Source organism: Roseibium sp. QJM3NY_11, from assembly GCF_056173175.1.
Map to the genome: position 1 here is coordinate 682,699 of NZ_CM149660.1, position 19,369 is coordinate 702,067.

A 19,369-nucleotide genomic window follows, 5' to 3' on the forward strand; every position below is an offset into this window, starting at 1 on the left:
GGTGACCGCATCCATGACCGACAGGCATGTCACAGCTTTCAGGGCCATCGGCAAGACCGGGTTTGGCGGGGTGGCGCAGGCCGTGCGATGCGCTTGCCTGGTCTGGCTGGGCGTTGTCGCTGTCTTCCTGATGACCGGTCCGCCGGAGGCCAGGGCCCAGGCCGACACCGCGGACATCTGGTACGAGGCCGATATTCCGGAGGCGGGCGATTGCAGCGTTGACATGCCGGCGGACCGCAGGACGCCACGCGGTCTGATGTCGACCTTTCTGCGACTGAGCGAGGCCCGCCGGTTCGACAAGGCCGCAACCTGTCTCAATCTCAGTGAGCTGGAGGACGTCGGCGATGGCCTGCAAGGCGCGCGGCTGGCGCGCATGCTGGCAGGCATTCTGCACCGACGGGTGGTGATCGACTGGGCCGGCCTGCCGGACCGGCCGGACGGCATGAATGTGGACCTGGCGTCCAACCATCCCTTCGCGGGCAAGCCGCGCCGGACCCTGAAAATCGCGGAACTCAGCGCGGCGGGGCGTCCACTGACCATCAGCATTTCACGGTACAAACCCGTTGGCGAGGATCAGGGTGAGGACGCGGACGCCGCCTGGCTGTTTTCGCCGCAAACCGTCGCCAATATTCCAAGGCTGAATGCGCTCTACGGTCCCGGCTGGCTTGTGGAACATATTCCAGAGCCCCTGATGGTGGAAGTGGCCGGACCTGTCCGTCTTTGGGAACTCATCGGGTTGCCGGTCCTCACGGTGCTGTTCGCCCTGCTGGCATGGGCGCTGCGCATGATTATCGGCTGGAGCACGAGCCGTCTGCCGGTCAACTTCATCAGGCGGGCCTCGCACCGGATCCGGACGCCGCTGGCCATTGCCCTGGCAGCCTTCGTGCTGCAGGAACTGCTGGATGCCTTCCTGAGCTTTTCCGGCCCGGTCAACGCCGTGCTGACGCCGGTCTTGCTGGTGGCGCTGATCTTCTGCCTGACCCTGGCGATCCTGCGGACCATTGATACCAGTCTGGACCTGGTGACGGACCGGTATGTCGGCGACCTGGACACCGAAGGCGATTCCGACCGGCGCCACCTTTATACCAACATCTATGCGGCCCGGCGTTACGTTCTGCTGGTGGCGGTGGGGATTACCCTGATCGTCTTCCTGATGCAGCTCAACCTGTTCGACAGCCTCGGCATGTCGCTGCTGGCCTCGGCGGGTGTCGCCACGGTGATCCTCGGGATTGCGGGACAGACGGTGCTCGGCAATCTGCTCGCCAGCCTGCAGATCGCCATTGCCAAGCCGATCCGGATCGGCGACGCGGTCCTATACGAGGGCAAATGGTGCTACGTCGAGGCGATCTACTACACCTTCATCACGCTGCGGGCCTGGGACAGCCGGCGTCTGGTCGTGCCGGTCAAGTATTTCATTTCGCAGCCGTTCGAAAACTGGACGATGACGGACGCGAAGACCACGCGCAGCTTCACGATGGAACTGGACCTTTCGGCGGACCCGCAAACCCTGCGCGAGGTCTTCGAGGACATCGTGAAGGAGGAGAAGCACCTCATGGCGGACGAGTTCCGTCTCGTCACGGTCGAGGAATACGGCCAGTCGACGCAGAATATCATGTTCTACGCCACCGCCGACAGCCCGACCGAAGCCTGGATGATGAATGTGCGCCTGTGCGAGAAGATGGGGGACTGGATCCGGCGGAACCGGCCGCAATGGTGGCCGAGATTGCGTCTCGCCATGCCCGGGGGCACCGGCAGTTCTGATCCGGACGGCGCCGAGACTCCTGTGGCGGGCGTCTGAAGCGATGGTGCCGGGTGTTCATCAGAGCCGCGTCCGGAACTGCCCGGCGCAGGGGCGTTCCCGGGTCTCGCCGCGCGTGACCGCCAGGATGCTTTTTTCGCCCCGAATTCCCGGTTTTGCCGCCGTGTTCTCTTCGCGAACCGGGAACCAAATCCGAACCGCAGAGTTTTTGTCCTAGATGCCGGTCGGTTGCCGGCTGTTTCCAGGACGAGAGCGAGGACACCATGGCCAGGAACACGGATCGGAAAACAAAAACGGAAGAAATCGGCGGCCGGCCGGCCTATCGCGGACAGGGCGGCGAGGTTCACCAGGTCGCCGGCGGTGACATCCCGACCCTGACGACGGCGCTTGGAACGCCGGTGGCCGATGACCAGAACTCGCTGCGGGCCGGACAGCGCGGGCCGACGCTCCTTGAGGACCAGCACTTCCGGGAGAAGATCTTCCACTTTGATCACGAACGCATTCCCGAACGTGTCGTCCACGCGCGCGGTTTCGGCGCCCACGGATTTTTCGAGGCGACCGACGACATTTCGGACCTGACCTGCGCGGCGGTGTTCAGAAAAGGCGAAATGACGGATGTGTTCGCCCGGTTCTCGACGGTCGCGGGCAACAAGGGCTCCGCCGATCTGGCGCGCGACGTGCGCGGTTTCGCAGTGAAGTTCTACACCAGCGAAGGCAACTGGGATCTCGTCGGCAACAATATTCCGGTGTTCTTCATCCAGGACGCAATCAAGTTTCCCGATCTCATTCATTCCGCCAAGCAGGAGCCCGACAGAGGCTTTCCCCAGGCGCAGACCGCGCATGACAATTTCTGGGATTTCATTTCCCTGACGCCCGAGGCCGTCAACATGGCCCTTTGGATCATGTCCGACCGGACGATCCCCAGGTCCCTGCGGTTCATGGAGGGTTTCGGGGTCCATACGTTCCGGCTGGTCAACGCGGACGGCAAATCCAGTTTCGTCAAATTCCACTGGAAACCCAAGGGCGGGTTGCAATCCGTGGTCTGGAACGAGGCGCTCAAGCTGAACGGCGCCGATCCGGACTTTCACCGGCGCGACATGTGGAATGCGATCCAGCGCGGTGACTATCCGGAATGGGAGCTGGGGCTGCAGGTGTTCGACGAAAAATTCGCGGAAGAATTCGAGTTCGATGTGCTCGATGCCACCAAGATCATTCCGGAAGAACAGGTGCCGGTGCGCATCGTCGGGCGCATGGTGCTGAATCGCTGCGTCGACAATTTCTTCGCCGAGACCGAGCAGGTCGCCTTTCAGACGGGCAGCGTGGTCCCGGGGATCGACTTCACCAACGACCCGCTGCTCCAAGGCCGCAACTTCTCCTATCTGGACACGCAACTGTCGCGGCTGGGATCGACCAATTTCACCCATCTGCCGATCAACGCCCCGCGTTGCCCGTTCCACCACTTCCAGCAGGACGGCCACATGGCCTTCCACAATCCGAAGGGGCGCGCGAATTACGAGCCCAACAGCTGGGGCTCCGAAGGCGGTCCGCGCGAGAACCCGGACAAGGGCTTTCAGTCCTATCCGGAAGAGCTCGAAGGGGCGAAGGGGCGCTACCGCTCGGAGACATTCGCCGATCACTACAGCCAGGCGCGTCAGTTCTACCGGTCCCAGACCGAGGTGGAGCAGGGGCACATTGCCGATGCCTTCGTGTTCGAACTGTCCAAGGTGGAGACCCAGGCCATTCGCGAACGGATGGTGTCGCATCTCCTGAATGTGGACGAGACGCTCGCCGGCAAGGTGATCGAGGGACTGCGGCTCCAGTCAAGGCCGAGCGCGGCGGAACCCGCGATGAAACCGCGCGACGACCTGAAGGTCTCGCCGAAACTTTCGATCGTGGGCAACGGTCCGGAGAGCTTTGCGGGCCGCAAGGTCGGTGCACTGGTAACCGACGGTGCCGATGCGGCGCTCATCAAGGCGCTGAAAACGGCCCTGGAGAAAGAGGGCGCGCAGATCGAGTTCATCGCGCCGATGGTCGGCGGGATCGATGCCAGCGACGGCACCTTCATCGAAGCCGACGAGAAGGTCGATGGCGGCCCGTCCGTGCTCTACGATGCGGTGGTGATCCTCACCTCAGGCGACGGCGCGGAGAAACTCGCGACGATGCCGCCGGCCCGCGATTTTGCCGCCGACGCCTTCGCGCATTGCAAGTTCATCGGCTACACCGCGGAGGCAAAGCCGCTTCTGGAGAAGGCCGGTGTCTGGTCGGACCGCGACGCGGGCTGCATCGACCTGTCGAAGACTTCTGCCGACGACAGTTTCGTCAAAACCTGCCGCGCGCTGCGGTTCTGGGACCGGGAAGCCAAACTCGGCTGAGCCGTCGAGGCATGCACCAACACCGCGGCCGCGTCCATCCGGATGCGGCCGCTTTGCGTCAATAACCGGCCGTCAGTGCGCCCGGTCTGCGCGGGTCGGACGCGCCGGCGAGAATGCCGTTCACCGACATGATCGACTGGGTCGACCCCATGGCGTTCTTGACCGCCACCTTGTGCCCGCGCTCTTCCAGCATCCTGATGGTGTCGGGAGACAGTCCTTCCTCGATCCGGATCTCGTCGGGCAGCCACTGGTTGTGAATGCGCGGAGCCGCGGTCGCCTCGGCGATGTTCATGCCGTGGTCGATGACGTTCAGGATGATCTGCAAGGTGGTTGTGATGATCCGGCTGCCGCCGGGCGAACCGGTCGCCAGCAGCAGGTCGCCGTCCCTGAAAACGAGCGTGGGGCTCATCGAGGAGAGGGGCCGTTTGCCGCCCTCGACCGCGTTGGCGGTGCCGCCGATCAGGCCGTAGGCGTTGGGGACACCCGGCTTGGCCGAAAAATCATCCAGTTCGTTGTTGAGCAGAACGCCGGTGCCATCCGCCGTCAGGCCGACGCCGTAGGAAAAGTTGAGCGTGTAGGTGTTGGAAACGGCGTTGCCGTCCTTGTCGACAACGGAGAAATGGGTGGTCTCGTTGCTTTCGTACGGCAACGGCGTACCCGGACCGACCTCTTCGGACGGTGTTGCCGTGTCCATCCGGATGGTGTCGGCCAGGGCGATGGCGTAGTCGCGCGCGGTCAGTCCCGCAACGGGCACCTCGACATAGTCCGGGTCGCCAAGAAACTTCGCGCGGTCCGCATAGGCACGGCGCATGGCCTCGGCCATGACATGAATGCCGTCGGCGGAATTCGGGCCGAATTCGCGCAAGGGAAACGTCTCCAGGATGTTGAGGATCTCGACGATATGCACACCGCCCGAGGAGGGCGGCGGCATGGAGGCGATGTCATGGCCCCGGTAGCTGCCGGTTACCGGATTGCGCCAGACGGGCCGGTAGGCCGCAAGATCCTCCACGGTCATGCCGCCGCCGGCCTGCTGAACCTTTTCGGCGATCTTGCGAGCGGTCTCGCCGGTGTAAAAGCCGGCGGCGCCCTGTTCGGAAATCTTGCGAAGCGTTCCCGCCAGGTCTTCCTGTCTGAGCGTCTCTCCCGGCAGATAAGGCAGGCCCGGGGTCTTGTAGAAGATAGTTCGGGACGCAGGATCCTTGAGCAGGCGCCGTGCCGCCGCCGTCAGCGAGGCGGACAGGTCCGGTGTCACCTGGATGCCGGTCTCGGCCAGCGCTATGGCCGGTGCGACCAGCTCTGCCCAGGTCAGTTGGCCGCTGCCGTGCTCTTCGAAGGCCGCCGCGAAACCTGCGACGGTGCCCGGAACGCCGACTGCCAGGCCGGAAAAGCGGGACTTGTCGTTGTCCGGTTCGCCGTCCTCGCCCAGGAACATGTCCCTGTAGGCGGCAGCCGGCGCCTTTTCGCGGTAGTCGAGAGCCCTGGTTCCACCGCCGTCGGCCATGTGGATCATCATGAAGCCGCCGCCGCCCAGATTGCCGGCGCGGGGCAGAGTGACCGCAAGGGCGAAGCCTGTCGCGATCGCGGCGTCGACCGCATTGCCGCCCTTCCTGAGGATGTCGACCCCGATGCCGGTGGCAACGGCTTCCTGACTGGACACCATGCCGTTTTGCGCGGTGACAGGCTGGAACCGGTCCTTCAGGGAGTAGATCGGCGCGTCCTGCGCGGCGAGCGGCCCGGCCGATCCGCCAAGGAGGGCGATGCCGAATGAAACGGCGACAAGGGTGGATTTCGAAAAGGGGTTCATGTTGCCCTCCGGCTGACTGACGTGCTGGCCAGATCATGGCCTGTTCCTGGAGTGTGCCGGTCCCCGGCGCGCAGTGCAATGAAGTTGCACGCCCGGGTTTTGATTCCGCGCGGCGGTGTTTGATCCACCGCAAGGTCTCGTGGCCCGATAGGCTGCAATCTGTTCGTCGCAAGGCGGAGCCGCCCACAGGAGCCATCGTCGCAAGGAGATACCATGACCCTCGCATTTCCAGACCTGAACCGGCATTTCCGCCAGAGGCAACAACTCGCCCTGGCTGGCATCATGCTGTCCTGTTTTCTCTTTGCGGGCGGATCCGCACAGGCCGGGGACCCGGCCACCGGCAAGACACTGGCACTGAGGTGGTGTGCAGCATGCCATCTGGTCGCCGACGACCAGCCGAAGGCGTCCAGCGCGTCGCTGCCGAGTTTTTATGACATGGCACGGAACCCGGACTGGTCGGAGGAGAAACTGGCGACATTCCTCGCCGATCCGCACCCCAGCATGCCGGGAATGAGTCTCGGCAACACGGAAATCGCCAATCTGTCGGCCTATATCGGATCGCTCGCACCCTGATCCCATTCAGAACGCGAATTCGGCCAGCATTGCCGCATGATAGGAGCCGGCATAGTCGCCGTTGCCCGAATCGAGTGCCTCGTCCGGCAGATCGCAGTTGAACACCCTGACATTCACCGTTCTGGCGGTCATGGCGGCGCTGGCGAAAATGTGGTCGAGCGTCTGTCCCCGGCCCTTGTGGATCACGGTCTTGCGCCGTTCGGCTGGCAGGGCCGCGTCGAGCTGGAACAGCCGGCGGGGCTCCAGAGCGGGTGAACCGGTGTCTTCCGGATCCGCCCGCAACAGCCGCAGCGTGCCGGTCTCGCCGGTGGCATTGAAATCTCCCGTCAGCACGATCTGTGCCTGTTCGTCCGCGTCGAAAAGCGCCTCGATCGCCAGACGAATCTCCAACGCCTGCGCCGTCTGCTTGAGCACGGCCAGCTGATAGCCCTCCGCCCAGGCGGAAATCGACTTCCAGCTGCGATCCGGCTGTTTGCCGCCAGGGATCATGGCGGCGATGGGCGCGCGCAGGTGAACTGCGAAGAGATGGAGCGGTCTGTCGGCGCCGATGTCGATTTCCGTCCTGAGAACCGGCCGGTCGAACTCAATTGATTGCGGCCCCTCATAAGGAGGAACGGCGGATATGGGCTGCCAAAGGGGCGGCCGGGCGTGCGTCTGATACAGGCTTTCCGAGTGCCTGATCGGGTGCCGGGACAGGATGACGAGATTGTGCCGGTCGCCCGGACCTTTTCCCGAAGGGCGGGCGCTGGTTGCGCGGTGGTACCCGAGATAGGGAGTGGTCTCCAGCAACAGGTCGAGCGCCAGGAAGCGCCGGGAGGCGGCGCCCCCGGGTTTTTGCGCGTTGACTTCCTGCAGGCAAAGTATGTCCGCCTCCAGCTCGAGTATCTTCGGCCGGAGCGCCTCCAGACGCGGCAGCAGCGCGGCCGGATCATGCCGGTCGGCCCCGAAGGATTCCATGTTGAAGGTCGCAATTTTCACGTGTCGGGTCCGGTGGAAGGGCTGTGCAGCAAAACCATAGATCATGGGACCCGCGACCGGAACAGGGCAAGATCCGGAGACGAGTCTATCGAAGCGGTGGACGAGGTGCTAAACAGCGGCAAACGGACCGGAGGCGGACTTGACGGGCTCAGATTCATGTCCCTGCGGCAGTGGCGCGGGTTTCGACGCCTGTTGCGGGCCTTTCCTTGCGGGAGCCGATATCCCGAAGACGGCCGAAACGCTGATGCGCTCGCGCTACGTGGCCTATGTCCGGGAGAATATCCCCTATCTGAAAGAAACCCTGTGGCCGAAGCACCAGGCACGTTTCGACGCGGCGGGCACCGCCCGGTGGGCGGCGGAGAACCACTGGACGGGCTTGCGTGTTCTGGAAACCGCCAAGGGTGGCCCGGAGGATCGCGAGGGAACGGTTCTGTTCGAGGCGGGCTTTCTTTCGGGCGGCAGTCTGGGCACCCACCGGGAGAAGAGCCGGTTCCGCAAGAAGTCCGGGCGCTGGTATTACGTCGAAGCGCTGGCGGAATGACACGGGTGAGGCGTTCGGCCCGCCGCAGCTGAATGGGCACGAAGCGACGATGCCACGAAGCCATGAAGCAGAAGGGTGTCCGGGGTGAAAAAATGTCCGGTCCCTGCAACTGGCGGCGGAGCAGGGACCGGACCAAACTGCGGACAGAAGGGGAGGCAACCCTCGACATCCGCAATGGAACATCCTGATTGCCGGCTGTCTGAAAAGCCGGGTCCGGTCCGGGGCGACCGAATCAGAATAATGTTCTCTATTTGTTCCAATTAATCAGACGACAGATCATGAGTCAACGGTAACGGTGGGGCCGTGATGGGATTGTGGTCTGGTTGCAGTAGCTATTCCCCACAATCTTGCCCGATGGCCATCCCCTGCCGGGAGGCCGGTCATCACACATCTGTGACTCTGCTGTGTGCCGAAGCGGTTGATCAACATGGATTATTAAGAGCCTCATGTAATAAATACGGTAATACCGAAAAGGATGGGTTCTTGCGTTTTACCGCCATCTCCTGGACGAAGCATTTTCGCGGCGGCTGGCCTACGGCCCTGCGCAGGCTTGCCGAGCCGGCGTCCGGGTTGCTGCGGGGCAGCGCAATGGACAAGGGCGCCGCGGGACGCATGGCCGTCACGACATTCGCGATCCGTGTTGGCGGGGCGGGCCTTGCCTACCTGTCCCAGATCGTTCTGGCCCGTCTCCTGGGAGCGCATGACTACGGCATCTACTCGGTTGCCTGGACCTTCCTGATCATCCTGGGTGCCATGATGTGTGGCGGGTTTTCCAGTTCCGTCAGCCGGTTCATTCCCCAATACCTTCAAAAGAATGACCTGGACGGCTTGCGCGGATTTCTGCGGGCCAGCCGGCAAGTCGCCGTTGTCCTCGCGACGCTGGCCGCGGTCGTGGGCATCGCTCTTGTTTTCCTGCTGCGAACCGAAATCGATTCCGGTTATGTCCAGCCGCTGATCGTCGTTCTGATCGCCCTGCCGTTTTTCTCCTTCGGCCAGGTTCAGGACGGAATCGCACGCAGCTTCGACTGGCCGTCGCTGGCGATGGCGCCGACCTATATCTGGCGGCCTCTCGTGATTTTGTCGCTGATTGTCCTCGCCGCACTCGCGGGCTGGCAAACAGATGCCCTGACCGCAACGCTCGCGGTCGTGCTGGCGACACTTCTTGTCGCCCTTTATCAGCATTTTCATCTGCACACGCGGCTGGCGGAGAAGATTCCGTCCGGACCGCGCAGGACCGAATTGAAATACTGGCTGGCGGTTTCCATGCCGATGGTTCTGGTGGAAGGCACCCTGCAGCTGATCACCAGTGCCGACGTCATCATGGTCAGCTTCTTTCATGACCCGGATGAAGTGGCAGTCTATTTTGCCGCGTCCAAGACCCTCGCCCTTGTCCATTTCGTTTATTTCGCGGTGCGGGCGGCGTCCGCTCACCGGTTCTCAGGCTATCTCCAGAACGACGACCGGGAAGGGCTTGCGACCTACATGCGCCAGGCGACCCAATGGACCTTCTGGCCGTCTGTCGCCGCCGGCGCTGGGCTGCTTCTGGTCGCGCCGTTGCTGCTGCGCATGTTCGGCAGTGAATTTGCAAGTGGATATCCGCTGATTGCGCTGCTGATGATAGGGGTGCTTGCGCGGGCTTCCATCGGTCCGGCGGATGCGCTTTTGACCATGACCGGGCACCAGAAATCCTGCGCGGCGATCTATTCGGCAACATTCCTGCTCAACATTGTGCTCAACCTGATCTTGATCCCCCTCTTGGGCCTCGCCGGAGCGGCGATCGCGACGAGTTGCGCCATTTTATTCGAGGCCACGGCCCTCGCTCTGACGGCAAAACGCAAACTCGACATCACGACCTTTGTCCTTCTGCCGCTGATTTCCACCATCAGGGACCGGCCGGATGCCCCTTGATACGCCCGGTGCCGTCCAGCACGAGCTCGTGTTCCTCGACCCGTTGGACCCGGATGCGCCGAGTGCCGGGTGGCAGGCGCTCTGCGATGCGGCCATCGATCGGAACCCGTTTTTCAGCCCCGGTTTCCTCTGTCCGTTGCTGGAGAACATGGGCCGGGGATCCGTCCGCCTGGTTGTCGTGCGCGATCGCGTCACGGGGCGCTGGCTGGTCGCGGCCCCGGTCGGCCGGCGCAGGCTGGGTCTTGCGCTGGCAACCAGCGCCGCCTGGTCGACGGACTATTCCCCGCTCGGGACACCCCTGATCCATCCCGATGCCGGCGAGGATGCGCTCCGGTGTTTCTTCGAGGCCTGCGCGGGGCACGGAGGCGTGTTTGCCATGTCCTACCTGCCCCTTCATTCGAAATCCGCGCAGCGGCTGATCGCCGCCGTGCCGGGCCGGACGCGCGTGGTCGCAAGGTCGGCACGCGCGAGCCATGGGTCTGGTGGCAATGGCGCCGCCCAGCTCGCGGCTGCCGACAGCGGCAAGAGGCGAAAGGAAATGCGGCGTCTCCTGCGGCGTCTCGGCGATCACGGCAAGACCCGGTTCTCAAGCCATCAGGGCGCAGATGCGATCGCGGCCTTCGAAGCCTTTCTGCATCTTGAGGCCGGCGGCTGGAAGGGCCGAACGGGCACGGCCCTGCTGAATGCACCGCAGACAGCAGCCTTCGCGCGCGCCGTGGTTGCGAACATGTCCCGGCGAGACGGCGTGCGCATCGACCAGCTCCGGGTCGGGGAGGAGCTGGTCGCCGCGCTGGTGCTGTTCCAGGACCGCGGCAAGGTCTTTTCCTGGAAGATCGCGTTCGACGAGGCGTATGCGCGTTATTCTCCGGGCGCGCAGATCGCGCTTCAGGCGTTCCGGACAAACCTGGCAAGTCCGGGTTTCACCGGGGCCGACTCGCTTGCGGTTCCGGGACACACCATGATCGGGCCGCTGTGGCGCGGCCGGATGGAAACCGGGACGCTGCTGTATGCGCGAGGTACCTTCGGCGGGTTGCTCAGAACGCTTTGTGTTGCCGACCTCAAGCTCAAGCAGGCCGCGCGGCGTGCCGCACGGTCCCTGAAACGGCGATTGACCGGCTGACCGGCGTCAGCCGCCCGTGCCGGCCTGTTCCCTGAGCTTCCTGCGGATGATCTTGCCCGTTGTGGTCATGGGAAGCGTGTCCACGAATTCTATTTCCCTTGGATATTCATGCGCCGACAGGCGCTCGCGCACAAAGGCGCGGATGTCGTTCTCAAGATCCGCGCCGGCCGACTGCCCCGGGTTCAGGACGACATAGGCCTTGACGATTTCGGTGCGCAGCGGGTCCGGCTTGCCGATGGCGGCCGCCAGGGCGATGGCCGGGTGGCGGAGCAGGCAGTCCTCGATTTCACCCGGGCCGATGCGGTAGCTCGCGGAGGTTATGATATCGTCGTCGCGGCCGACAAAATGAACATAACCGTCCTCGTCCATCAGCCCCTGGTCGCCGGTGATCATCCAGTCGCCGACGAACTTTTCGGCGGTGGCTTCCGGCTTGTTCCAGTATTCCAGGAACATGACCGGGTCGGGGCGCCGGATCGCGATCTGGCCGAGGCTTTCGGGTGGAAGCGGCCGGCCGTCTCCGTCGATGATCGCAACGTCGTGCCCGGGCGTCGCCTTGCCGATGGCGCCCGAGCGGCTCACGCCCAGTTCGGATGCGGATCCGAGCACGGCATTGCATTCGGTCTGCCCGTAGAACTCGTTGACCGGAAAGCCGAATTCCTCCAGGAACCAGTCATAGGTCTCGGTGCCGAGCGCTTCGCCCGCGGAACCGACGCTGCGCAAATCCAGCTTGAAACGGCTGCCCGGAGTTTCGACCGAGCGCAGCATCTTCAGGGCGGTCGGCGGAATGAAGGCATTGCGGATACGCTGGCTTTCCAGAAACCGGAATGCGAATTCGGGATCGAATTTCCGCGCCGCGTGGCAGACGACCGGGACGCCGAGCGCAAGCGCGGGAAACAGCGCGTTCAGGAGCCCGCCCGCCCAGGCCCAGTCGGCCGGTGTCCAGAACATGTCGCCGTCGCGCCCCAGGAAATTCTGGGAAAGCTCGATCCCCGGCATGTGGCCGAGCAGCACCCGGTGCCCGTGAAGCACCCCCTTGGGCTGTCCGGTGGTGCCGGAGGTGTAGATCATCAGGGCCGGATCGTCCGGTGTGGTGGCCAGGGTTTCAAAGCGGTCCGACGCCGCGGACAGGAGCGCGTCGAAATCGGCGACGCCGGCCTGCGGTCCGTCGACCGAGACGACCACCTTCAGGCCGGGCAGTTCGTCGCGGATCATGGCCAATTTCTGAAGACCGGCCGCATCCGTGACCAGAGCGCGGGCGCCGGAATCAGCCAGCCGGTACCGCAGTGCTTCCAGGCCGAACAACGACGCCAGCGGCACGGCGATGGCGCCGGTCTTGTAGGCCGCAAGGTGGGTGATGGCCGTCTGGGGGAGCTGCGGGAGAAGCAGCGCGACCCGGTCGCCGGGGGCAATTCCACAGCCCTGCAACGCGTTGGCGAACCTGTTGGCGGCGCGGTTGAGAGCGGCGTGAGACCAGTCCTGACGGGACCCGTCGGCCAATACGTGGCGGATCGCCAGACGATCCGGGTCGGTCATCGCCCAGCCATCGCTGATGGCCCCGGCCATGTTGTATGTATCAGGAAGGGCCCATCGGAAACGGGCTTTCAGCGTGTCATAGTCGCTGGCAGGCTGCAGCATAGAAAGGCGTCCGGTGCTGTAAAATTAGGCAGCGGAGTTTAGTGCGGAGATTGCTGCAGTGCAATAGACGCCAGTGCTCACGTGCCGGCCAGCGGATGAGCCGTCTCAACCAACTCGCGCAGGCGTTCGTCCAGAACATGGGTGTAGATCTGCGTGGTCGAGATATCCGCGTGGCCCAGCAGCTGCTGGACAACCCTGAGGTCGGCGCCGTTCTGAAGCAGATGAGACGCGAAGGCGTGACGCAGGACATGCGGCGACACCTTGCCCGCATCAAGGCCGGCGGCAATCGCCAGGTCCTTCAGTTCGCGCCCGAAATGCTGGCGGGTCAGGTGGCCACTGCCGCCATGGGAGGGAAACAGCCAGGGGCTTTTCTCAAAGGCCCCCTCGGCCGCCCGCAGCGCGACATAGTCCTTCATGGCGGCCTGTGCCGGCTTGGACAGCGGCACGAGGCGTTCCTTGCCACCCTTGCCCCGGATCTCGATCAGGCGGGCATCCCGTAGAGCCGCCGAGACCGACAGGGCAACCAGTTCGGAGACCCGCAGGCCGGTTGCGTAGAGCACTTCGATCAGCGTGTACATGCGCTGCGCCCGAAGCCGGGCGGCAGCGCTCTTGTGCGCGGCTTGCGCATGTGAAGCGGCGGTGCCGATCAGCTTGTCGACATCCTCCTCGGACAGAACCTTCGGCAGACTGCTCCGTTTTTTCGGGGCCGACAGGGTCCGGGTCGGGTCGTCCTCCCGCAGGCCTTCCGCATAGAGAAACTTGAAGAACTGTTTCAGCGCAGAGAGCCGTCTTGCCTGCGAGGTTTCCGCGAAACCGCGCCGGTTGAGGGTGCCCAGGTAGGCGGTGAGGTCCTCCGAAGTCGCCCCGGCAAGTGTCTTGCGTCCCAGAAAATCCGAGAAATCCTCAAGATCACGGCGGTATCCATCGAGCGTGTTTTCCGCCGCGCCGCGTTCGGCGGCCAGCATCTCGAGGAAATTTTCCAGATCGAATCCGGTTGCCATGCTTCTCTTCCAGACGCCTTCACGGAATGCCGACCAGCAAATGACCCTAGCGACCGAAACCGTCTTTCTTCACACGAACCTCGATTTGCCGCTCGCGCGGATCGACAAATGTCGCCAGGGCATAGATCGCGCCATAGCCGAGGGCCCCCAGCAGCAAAAGCACGAACAACAGGCGGGTCAGGGTCGGCACGGTGGATCTCTTCCGTTCAGCTCACCTCAGGGCGAATCGTTTGCCCGATTGTCTCAACAAGGGTGGGGGGGACGCAAGACGGATGCAGGCTTCGCCAGCAAGACTTCCCCCGTGTCTTTTTTGGCGAATATGTTAAAACGCGCCCATGAGACAATTCGATAACACCCGGGCTCCGGAAGGAGACATCGTCGGCAGTCCCGCGAAATCTGTCGACCTTGACCGGCTGGTGCGCGCCTTGGGCCGTCGATCCATCGTTCTGGTCGGCATCATGGGGTGCGGCAAGTCGACTGTCGGCAAACGGCTTGCGCAACGGCTCGGTCTTGATTTCATCGATGCCGATACCGAAATCGAGCGGGCAGCGAACATGACGGTCGCGGAGATTTTCGCCGAGCATGGCGAACCCTATTTTCGCAGCGGCGAAGAGCGGGTCATCGCCAGGTTGCTTGGTGAGGGGCCGCAGGTGCTGGCCACGGGCGGCGGGGCGTTCCTGAGCGATGCGACCCGCGCCGAGATCGCCGAACGGGGCCTGTCGATCTGGCTCCAGGTGGATTTCGATACGGTGATGGCGCGCGTGCGCCGTCGGTCGACCCGGCCGCTGCTGCAGAACCAGGACCCGGAGGGCACGATGCGCAAGTTGATGGCGGACCGCGAACCGGTTTACGCCAAGGCGGCGCTGACGGTGATCTCCAAGGACGTTCCCCATGAAGCGGTGGTCGACCAGATCGTCGTCACCCTGGCGGATCATCTTTTCGGCAGTGCGGACCAGCACGCCGCGCAGACCTCTCAATCTTGACGGTGAATGGCTAAACAGCATGACAGACACGGCAACGGCGCGCGCATTGACGGGCGGGGACGAACAGACGGTGCGTGTGGAACTGGGGCAACGCGGCTACGACATTCGGATCGGGCGCGGCGTTCTTGAGACCGCCGGCGCTCAAATCGCGGCGGTTCTGCCGGGGACGCGGCTCGCGGTGGTTGCCGACGAGACGGTTGCAAGCCTGCATCTGGAGGCTTTCGCGGACAGTCTTGACCGGGCAGGTCTGCGCCATACGGCGATCACGGTGCCGCCCGGGGAGAGCACCAAATGCATGCGGGAATTCGAGCGCCTGTGCGATGAAGTGCTGGCGGCACGGCTGGAGCGCGGTGACGCGATTGTCGCCCTTGGCGGCGGTGTCGTCGGCGATCTGACCGGGTTTGTCGCCGCCGCTGTCCGGCGCGGCATGGCGTTCGTTCAGGTGCCGACCAGTCTTCTGGCGCAGGTGGACAGTTCCGTCGGCGGCAAGACCGGGATCAACTCGCGCCACGGCAAGAACCTGATCGGGGCATTCCACCAGCCTGTTCTGGTCTTGGCCGATACCGCCGTGCTCGACACGCTGCCGCTTCGGGACTTCCGGGCCGGCTACGCGGAAGTGGCCAAATACGGTCTTCTCGGGGATGCCGAATTCTTCGCCTGGCTGGAGGCCAACTGGAAGGCTGTCTTCGCAGGCGGTCCGGAACGCGACGAGGCCGTCGCCCGCTCCTGCCGGGCCAAGGCTGAAGTGGTGGCCGCAGACGAACTGGAAACCGGCCGCCGGGCATTGCTCAATCTGGGCCATACCTTCGGCCACGCGCTGGAATCCGCCGTCAGTTATGAAACGGGACGGCTCGTGCATGGCGAGGGCGTTTCGATCGGCATGATGCTTGCCCATGAATTTTCCGAACGGCTGGGGCTGATCGGGACTGAACCCGTTGCCCGTGTGCGGGCGCATCTGAGCGAGGTCGGGTTGCCGGTGACGGTCCAGGACATTCCCGGACAATTGCCGACGGCGGGAACCTTTCTGGACATCATCGCGCAGGACAAGAAGGTCAGCCGGGGCGCGCTCACCTTTATCCTGACCCGGGGGATCGGCGACGCGTTTGTCGAAAACGATGTGGATCCCGATCTGGTTTCGGACTTCCTCCAGGAGAAACTCGAGGCATGATGGAAACGGCTCTCTGGCTGGCGATCGCCGCCATATTCGTGTTGCTGATCCTGTCCGGATTCTTCTCCGGTTCGGAAACGGCGCTGACGGCGGCCTCGCGGGCGCGGATACACCAGATTGAAAAGAAGGGGGATTGGCGCGCCCGGGTGGCCAGCGGACTTATCTCCAATCGCGAACGCCTGCTCGGCGCCCTTCTGCTCGGCAACAACCTGGTCAACATCCTGGCGTCGGCCCTGGCGACAAGTGTGTTCATGACGTTGTTCGGCGAGGCCGGTGTCGCGCTTGCCACCCTGGTCATGACCGCGCTGGTGCTGATTTTCGCGGAAGTTCTGCCAAAAACCTGGGCGATTTCCAACCCGGAGCGCTTCGCGGTCACGGTCGCGCCGATCGTGCGCGTGGTTGTGGCGGTGTTTGGGCCGGTGGTCATCGGTGTCGAGTGGATCGTGCGCTTTCTCCTGAGGATGGTCGGTGTCACCGTCGGCACCGACATGTCGGTGCTGTCCGCGCATGAGGAGCTGAGAGGCGCGGTCGACCTGCAGCATATCGAGGGCGGTCTTGAAAAAGGCGAGCGGGACCGTCTGGGCGGCCTGCTCGATCTTGCCGATCTGGAAGTGTCCGACGTGATGGTTCACCGCACCAACATGGTCGCGCTGAACGCGGACGAGGATCCGGGGAAACTGGTCAATGCGGCGCTGGCGTCCCCCTACACCCGTCTGCCGCTGTGGCGCGGCGAAAGCGACAATTTCATCGGCGTGCTGCACGCCAAGGATCTTCTTCGTGCCCTGCATGCGGCCGGCGGAGACGCTTCCAGGATCGATATTCCCGACCTTGCCGCCCCGGCCTGGTTCGTGCCGGATACGACGAGCCTGCAGGATCAGCTCAACGCCTTCCTGCGGCACAAGTCGCATTTCGCGCTGGTGGTCGACGAATACGGCGAAGTCATGGGCCTCGTGACCCTGGAGGATATCCTGGAAGAAATCGTCGGAGAAATCGCCGACGAGCACGATGTCGAACTGGAGGGATTGCGGCCACAGGCGGATGGGTCGGTGATTGTTGACGGCTCGGTGCCGATCCGCGACCTCAACCGGGCGGCCGACTGGAGCCTGCCGGACGACGAGGCGACCACGATCGCCGGTCTGGTCATTCACGAGGCCCGGATGATCCCGGAAGAGCGCCAGATCTTCACCTTCCACGGGTTCCGCTTCACGGTGCTCCGGCGCGAGAAAAACCGGATCACGCGGCTGCGTATCATGCCGCTCGGCCAGATCCCGGGTGTGAAACCACCGGTCTCGGCCGCAGTGCCGCCGGGCGAGACCGCGGACGGCGCGCCAGTGCGGACCGGCGCATGAAGCGTGCGCGGGTCAGGCTCTCCGGACGGCAACCGACCTATCGGATTCAGAACGTCGTCGACCCGCGCGGCACGGGGATCGGGCTCACTGTCGGCGCGGATTTCCAGCGCCAGCGCGTGGACCTTGCCTGCCAGTTCGTCTGCCAGCAGGTCATTGATCGCCCGGTGACGGGCGACCCGGTTCATGCCCTCGAACGCAGCGGCGGCGATCCGGACCCGAAAATGGGTCTCGCCACCTTCCCGCCAGCCGCCGTGGCCCCGGTGATTCTCGGATTCGTCGATGACGTTCGACAAACGACGGCTGGAATGCGGCCGTGAGCTTGTCGGTTATCGTTTGCTGGATGCTCATGTGATTTAGTTAAAGGCACCGTTTTTGAAGTTCAAGTCTATGCGCGGCTGATGGCGGCTGATAGACTCGCTGGCTGTTCGACTTCCCGGAGACAGGCTGAGGCAATTAGCTTTGGATACCGGGACATTCCATCCACTTGCAGCTTGCCCACGGGCCGGCGGACTCCAATATTCTGCGATATGAAACTGGACTCGAAAATTTTTGACGGCATCCGGGTTAAATCGGGCAAGGGACGGGTCGAAGAAGGCCGTCATCCGGTCTGCGACCATCCGGGCTGCAAGCGGCCAGGTACGAACCGGGCGCCGAAGGGGCGCGACCGGGAGGGGCAGTATTTCAATTTCTGCGTCGACCATGTCCGCGAATACAACAAGTCCTACAATTATTTCAACGGCATGCCCGACGACGATGTGCGCTCCTACCAGAAGGACAGCCTGACGGGGCACCGTCCGACCTGGAAAATGGGCGTGAACAAACAGGCGGCGGAAGGTCCGGATGGTCACGACGGTCGTGCCGGAATGCGCGAAAACGCCCAGAGACGCACGGAGCAGGTGCGCCGTCCGCGGCAAAGAAAGCTGCTAGCGCTTGAAAAACGTTCGCTGGATGTGCTCAATCTTTCCTACACGGCCCGTGGCGCGGATATCAAAGCGCGCTATAAGGAACTCGTAAAACTGAACCATCCGGATGCCAATGGCGGCGACAGGTCTTCCGAAGACCGCCTGCGGGAAATCATTCAGGCCTACAATGTCCTGAAGAAAGCCGGTTTTCTTTAAGCCTGCAGAATCCTGCCGGCTTTCCCCTATCGACCCATTCCGACCCGTCGGGACTGCGGAGGACTGATGACTGAGACGACGACTGCGGCCACCGCGATGCCGGACACGGAAGTTTCTGTAGAAGAGGTTTTTGGCTTCAAGTCCAACCTCAAGGTGCCGGCATTTTCCGAGCCTTCGGAACATGTGCCCGAGCGCGATGAAGATTACCTGTTCGACCGGGCCACCACCCTGGCGATCCTCGCCGGCTTCGCCCATAACCGGCGCGTCATGGTGACCGGCTATCACGGAACGGGCAAGTCGACCCATATCGAGCAGGTCGCCTCGCGTCTGAACTGGCCGTGTATCCGCGTCAATCTGGACAGTCACATTTCCCGCATCGATCTTGTCGGCAAGGACGCGATCGTGATCAAGGATGGCCTGCAGGTCACCGAGTTCAAGGACGGAATCCTGCCCTGGGCCTACCAGCATAACGTTGCGCTGGTATTCGATGAGTACGATGCCGGCCGGCCCGACGTGATGTTCGTGATCCAGCGGATCCTGGAATCCTCCGGGCGTCTGACATTGCTCGACCAGAGCCGGGTCATCCGTCCGCACCCGGCCTTCCGTCTGTTCGCGACAGCCAACACCGTTGGTCTCGGCGACACGTCCGGGCTTTATCACGGCACCCAGCAGATCAACCAGGCGCAGATGGACCGGTGGTCGATCGTCACCACGCTCAACTATCTGCCGCACGACAATGAAGTCGATATCGTCCTGTCGAAAGCCAAGCATTTCCAGACGGACGAAGGCCGTACCACGGTTTCCAAGATGGTCCGGCTCGCCGACATGACCCGCAACGCCTTCGTCAATGGCGACCTGTCCACGGTCATGAGCCCGCGGACGGTGATAACCTGGGCGGAGAATGCGGAGATTTTCGGCGATGTCGGCTTTGCCTTCCGGCTGACGTTCCTCAACAAGTGTGATGACATGGAACAGTCCCTTGTCGCTGAATTCTACCAACGCTGCTTCGGGGAAGAGCTGCCGGAATCATCCGTCAACGTCGTGATGAGCTGAGGGTAAG

At 63.4% G+C, this 19,369-nt stretch carries 16 protein-coding genes and 1 pseudogene; 11 read left to right on the forward strand and 6 right to left on the reverse strand.

Going from position 1 to position 19,369, the window contains the following annotated elements:
- Positions 1-13: 13 nt before the first annotated feature.
- Together AC0VX3_RS03170 and AC0VX3_RS03175 are read left to right on the forward strand one after the other, a co-directional pair.
- Positions 14-1,798, forward strand: coding sequence for a mechanosensitive ion channel family protein (locus AC0VX3_RS03170; RefSeq protein WP_475523502.1), 1,785 nt, complete (start codon positions 14-16; stop codon positions 1,796-1,798).
- Positions 1,799-2,022: 224 nt separating this feature from the next.
- Positions 2,023-4,131 carry a catalase gene (locus AC0VX3_RS03175; protein WP_475523503.1) on the forward strand — a complete coding sequence of 703 codons (2,109 nt, stop codon included), beginning with the start codon at positions 2,023-2,025 and terminating at the stop codon, positions 4,129-4,131.
- Between the two features lie 58 nt (positions 4,132-4,189).
- On the opposite strand, the gene ggt is transcribed toward AC0VX3_RS03175, so the two are convergent.
- The gene (ggt, locus tag AC0VX3_RS03180) at positions 4,190-5,935 is read right to left on the reverse strand and encodes a gamma-glutamyltransferase (protein WP_475523504.1); all 1,746 of its coding nucleotides are present in this window, start codon (positions 5,933-5,935) and stop codon (positions 4,190-4,192) included.
- Positions 5,936-6,148: 213 nt separating this feature from the next.
- Between ggt and AC0VX3_RS03185 the strand changes: the two genes are divergently transcribed.
- The gene (locus AC0VX3_RS03185) at positions 6,149-6,508 is read left to right on the forward strand and encodes a c-type cytochrome (RefSeq protein ID WP_475523505.1); all 360 of its coding nucleotides are present in this window, start codon (positions 6,149-6,151) and stop codon (positions 6,506-6,508) included.
- Between the two features lie 6 nt (positions 6,509-6,514).
- Here the strand turns inward: AC0VX3_RS03185 and AC0VX3_RS03190 are convergent, their stop codons facing one another.
- Positions 6,515-7,486, reverse strand: a complete 972-nt coding sequence (locus tag AC0VX3_RS03190; protein ID WP_475523507.1) for an endonuclease/exonuclease/phosphatase family protein — start codon at positions 7,484-7,486, stop codon at positions 6,515-6,517.
- A gap of 139 nt (positions 7,487-7,625) precedes the next feature.
- Here AC0VX3_RS03190 and AC0VX3_RS03195 point away from each other — a divergent pair, with 139 nt between their 5' ends.
- From AC0VX3_RS03195 to AC0VX3_RS03205, 3 genes are all read left to right on the forward strand, one after another.
- Positions 7,626-8,027, forward strand: a complete 402-nt coding sequence (locus AC0VX3_RS03195; RefSeq protein WP_475523508.1) for a YchJ family protein — start codon at positions 7,626-7,628, stop codon at positions 8,025-8,027.
- Positions 8,028-8,510: 483 nt separating this feature from the next.
- The gene (locus AC0VX3_RS03200) at positions 8,511-9,935 is read left to right on the forward strand and encodes a lipopolysaccharide biosynthesis protein (RefSeq protein ID WP_475523509.1); all 1,425 of its coding nucleotides are present in this window, start codon (positions 8,511-8,513) and stop codon (positions 9,933-9,935) included.
- Entirely contained in the window at positions 9,925-11,055 is a 1,131-nt protein-coding gene (locus AC0VX3_RS03205; protein WP_475523510.1) for a GNAT family N-acetyltransferase, read from the forward strand. The genes AC0VX3_RS03200 and AC0VX3_RS03205 overlap by 11 nt, the downstream gene beginning before the upstream one ends.
- 6 nt (positions 11,056-11,061) lie before the next feature.
- Here the strand turns inward: AC0VX3_RS03205 and AC0VX3_RS03210 are convergent, their stop codons facing one another.
- The 3 genes from AC0VX3_RS03210 to AC0VX3_RS03220 form a co-directional block, all read right to left on the reverse strand.
- Complete coding sequence (locus AC0VX3_RS03210; RefSeq protein ID WP_475523511.1) at positions 11,062-12,690, reverse strand: AMP-binding protein; 1,629 nt, start codon at positions 12,688-12,690, stop codon at positions 11,062-11,064.
- 77 nt (positions 12,691-12,767) lie between these two features.
- On the reverse strand, positions 12,768-13,691 hold the full coding sequence (xerD, locus tag AC0VX3_RS03215; RefSeq protein WP_475523512.1) for a site-specific tyrosine recombinase XerD: 924 nt from the start codon (positions 13,689-13,691) through the stop codon (positions 12,768-12,770).
- A 46-nt stretch (positions 13,692-13,737) separates the two neighbouring features.
- Positions 13,738-13,881 carry a hypothetical protein gene (locus AC0VX3_RS03220; protein ID WP_342893629.1) on the reverse strand — a complete coding sequence of 48 codons (144 nt, stop codon included), beginning with the start codon at positions 13,879-13,881 and terminating at the stop codon, positions 13,738-13,740.
- Between the two features lie 145 nt (positions 13,882-14,026).
- Here AC0VX3_RS03220 and AC0VX3_RS03225 point away from each other — a divergent pair, with 145 nt between their 5' ends.
- From AC0VX3_RS03225 to AC0VX3_RS03235, 3 genes are read left to right on the forward strand one after another with little or no spacing between them, the layout of a single operon-like run.
- Positions 14,027-14,674: a shikimate kinase gene (locus AC0VX3_RS03225; protein WP_475523513.1), complete on the forward strand. Its 648-nt coding sequence runs from the start codon at positions 14,027-14,029 to the stop codon at positions 14,672-14,674.
- A gap of 19 nt (positions 14,675-14,693) precedes the next feature.
- Complete coding sequence (gene aroB / locus AC0VX3_RS03230; protein WP_475523514.1) at positions 14,694-15,842, forward strand: 3-dehydroquinate synthase; 1,149 nt, start codon at positions 14,694-14,696, stop codon at positions 15,840-15,842.
- Positions 15,839-17,191 carry an HlyC/CorC family transporter gene (locus AC0VX3_RS03235; RefSeq protein WP_475523515.1) on the forward strand — a complete coding sequence of 451 codons (1,353 nt, stop codon included), beginning with the start codon at positions 15,839-15,841 and terminating at the stop codon, positions 17,189-17,191. The genes aroB and AC0VX3_RS03235 overlap by 4 nt, the downstream gene beginning before the upstream one ends.
- A gap of 143 nt (positions 17,192-17,334) precedes the next feature.
- Here AC0VX3_RS03235 and AC0VX3_RS03240 read toward each other — a convergent pair.
- Positions 17,335-17,484: pseudogene (locus tag AC0VX3_RS03240) on the reverse strand (BolA family protein); the annotation flags it as partial.
- Positions 17,485-17,718: 234 nt separating this feature from the next.
- Between AC0VX3_RS03240 and AC0VX3_RS03245 the strand changes: the two are divergent.
- Positions 17,719-18,309: a J domain-containing protein gene (locus AC0VX3_RS03245; protein ID WP_348144031.1), complete on the forward strand. Its 591-nt coding sequence runs from the start codon at positions 17,719-17,721 to the stop codon at positions 18,307-18,309.
- Positions 18,310-18,375: 66 nt separating this feature from the next.
- Positions 18,376-19,362, forward strand: a complete 987-nt coding sequence (gene cobS, locus AC0VX3_RS03250; protein WP_475523516.1) for a cobaltochelatase subunit CobS — start codon at positions 18,376-18,378, stop codon at positions 19,360-19,362.
- Positions 19,363-19,369: the final 7 nt, after the last annotated feature.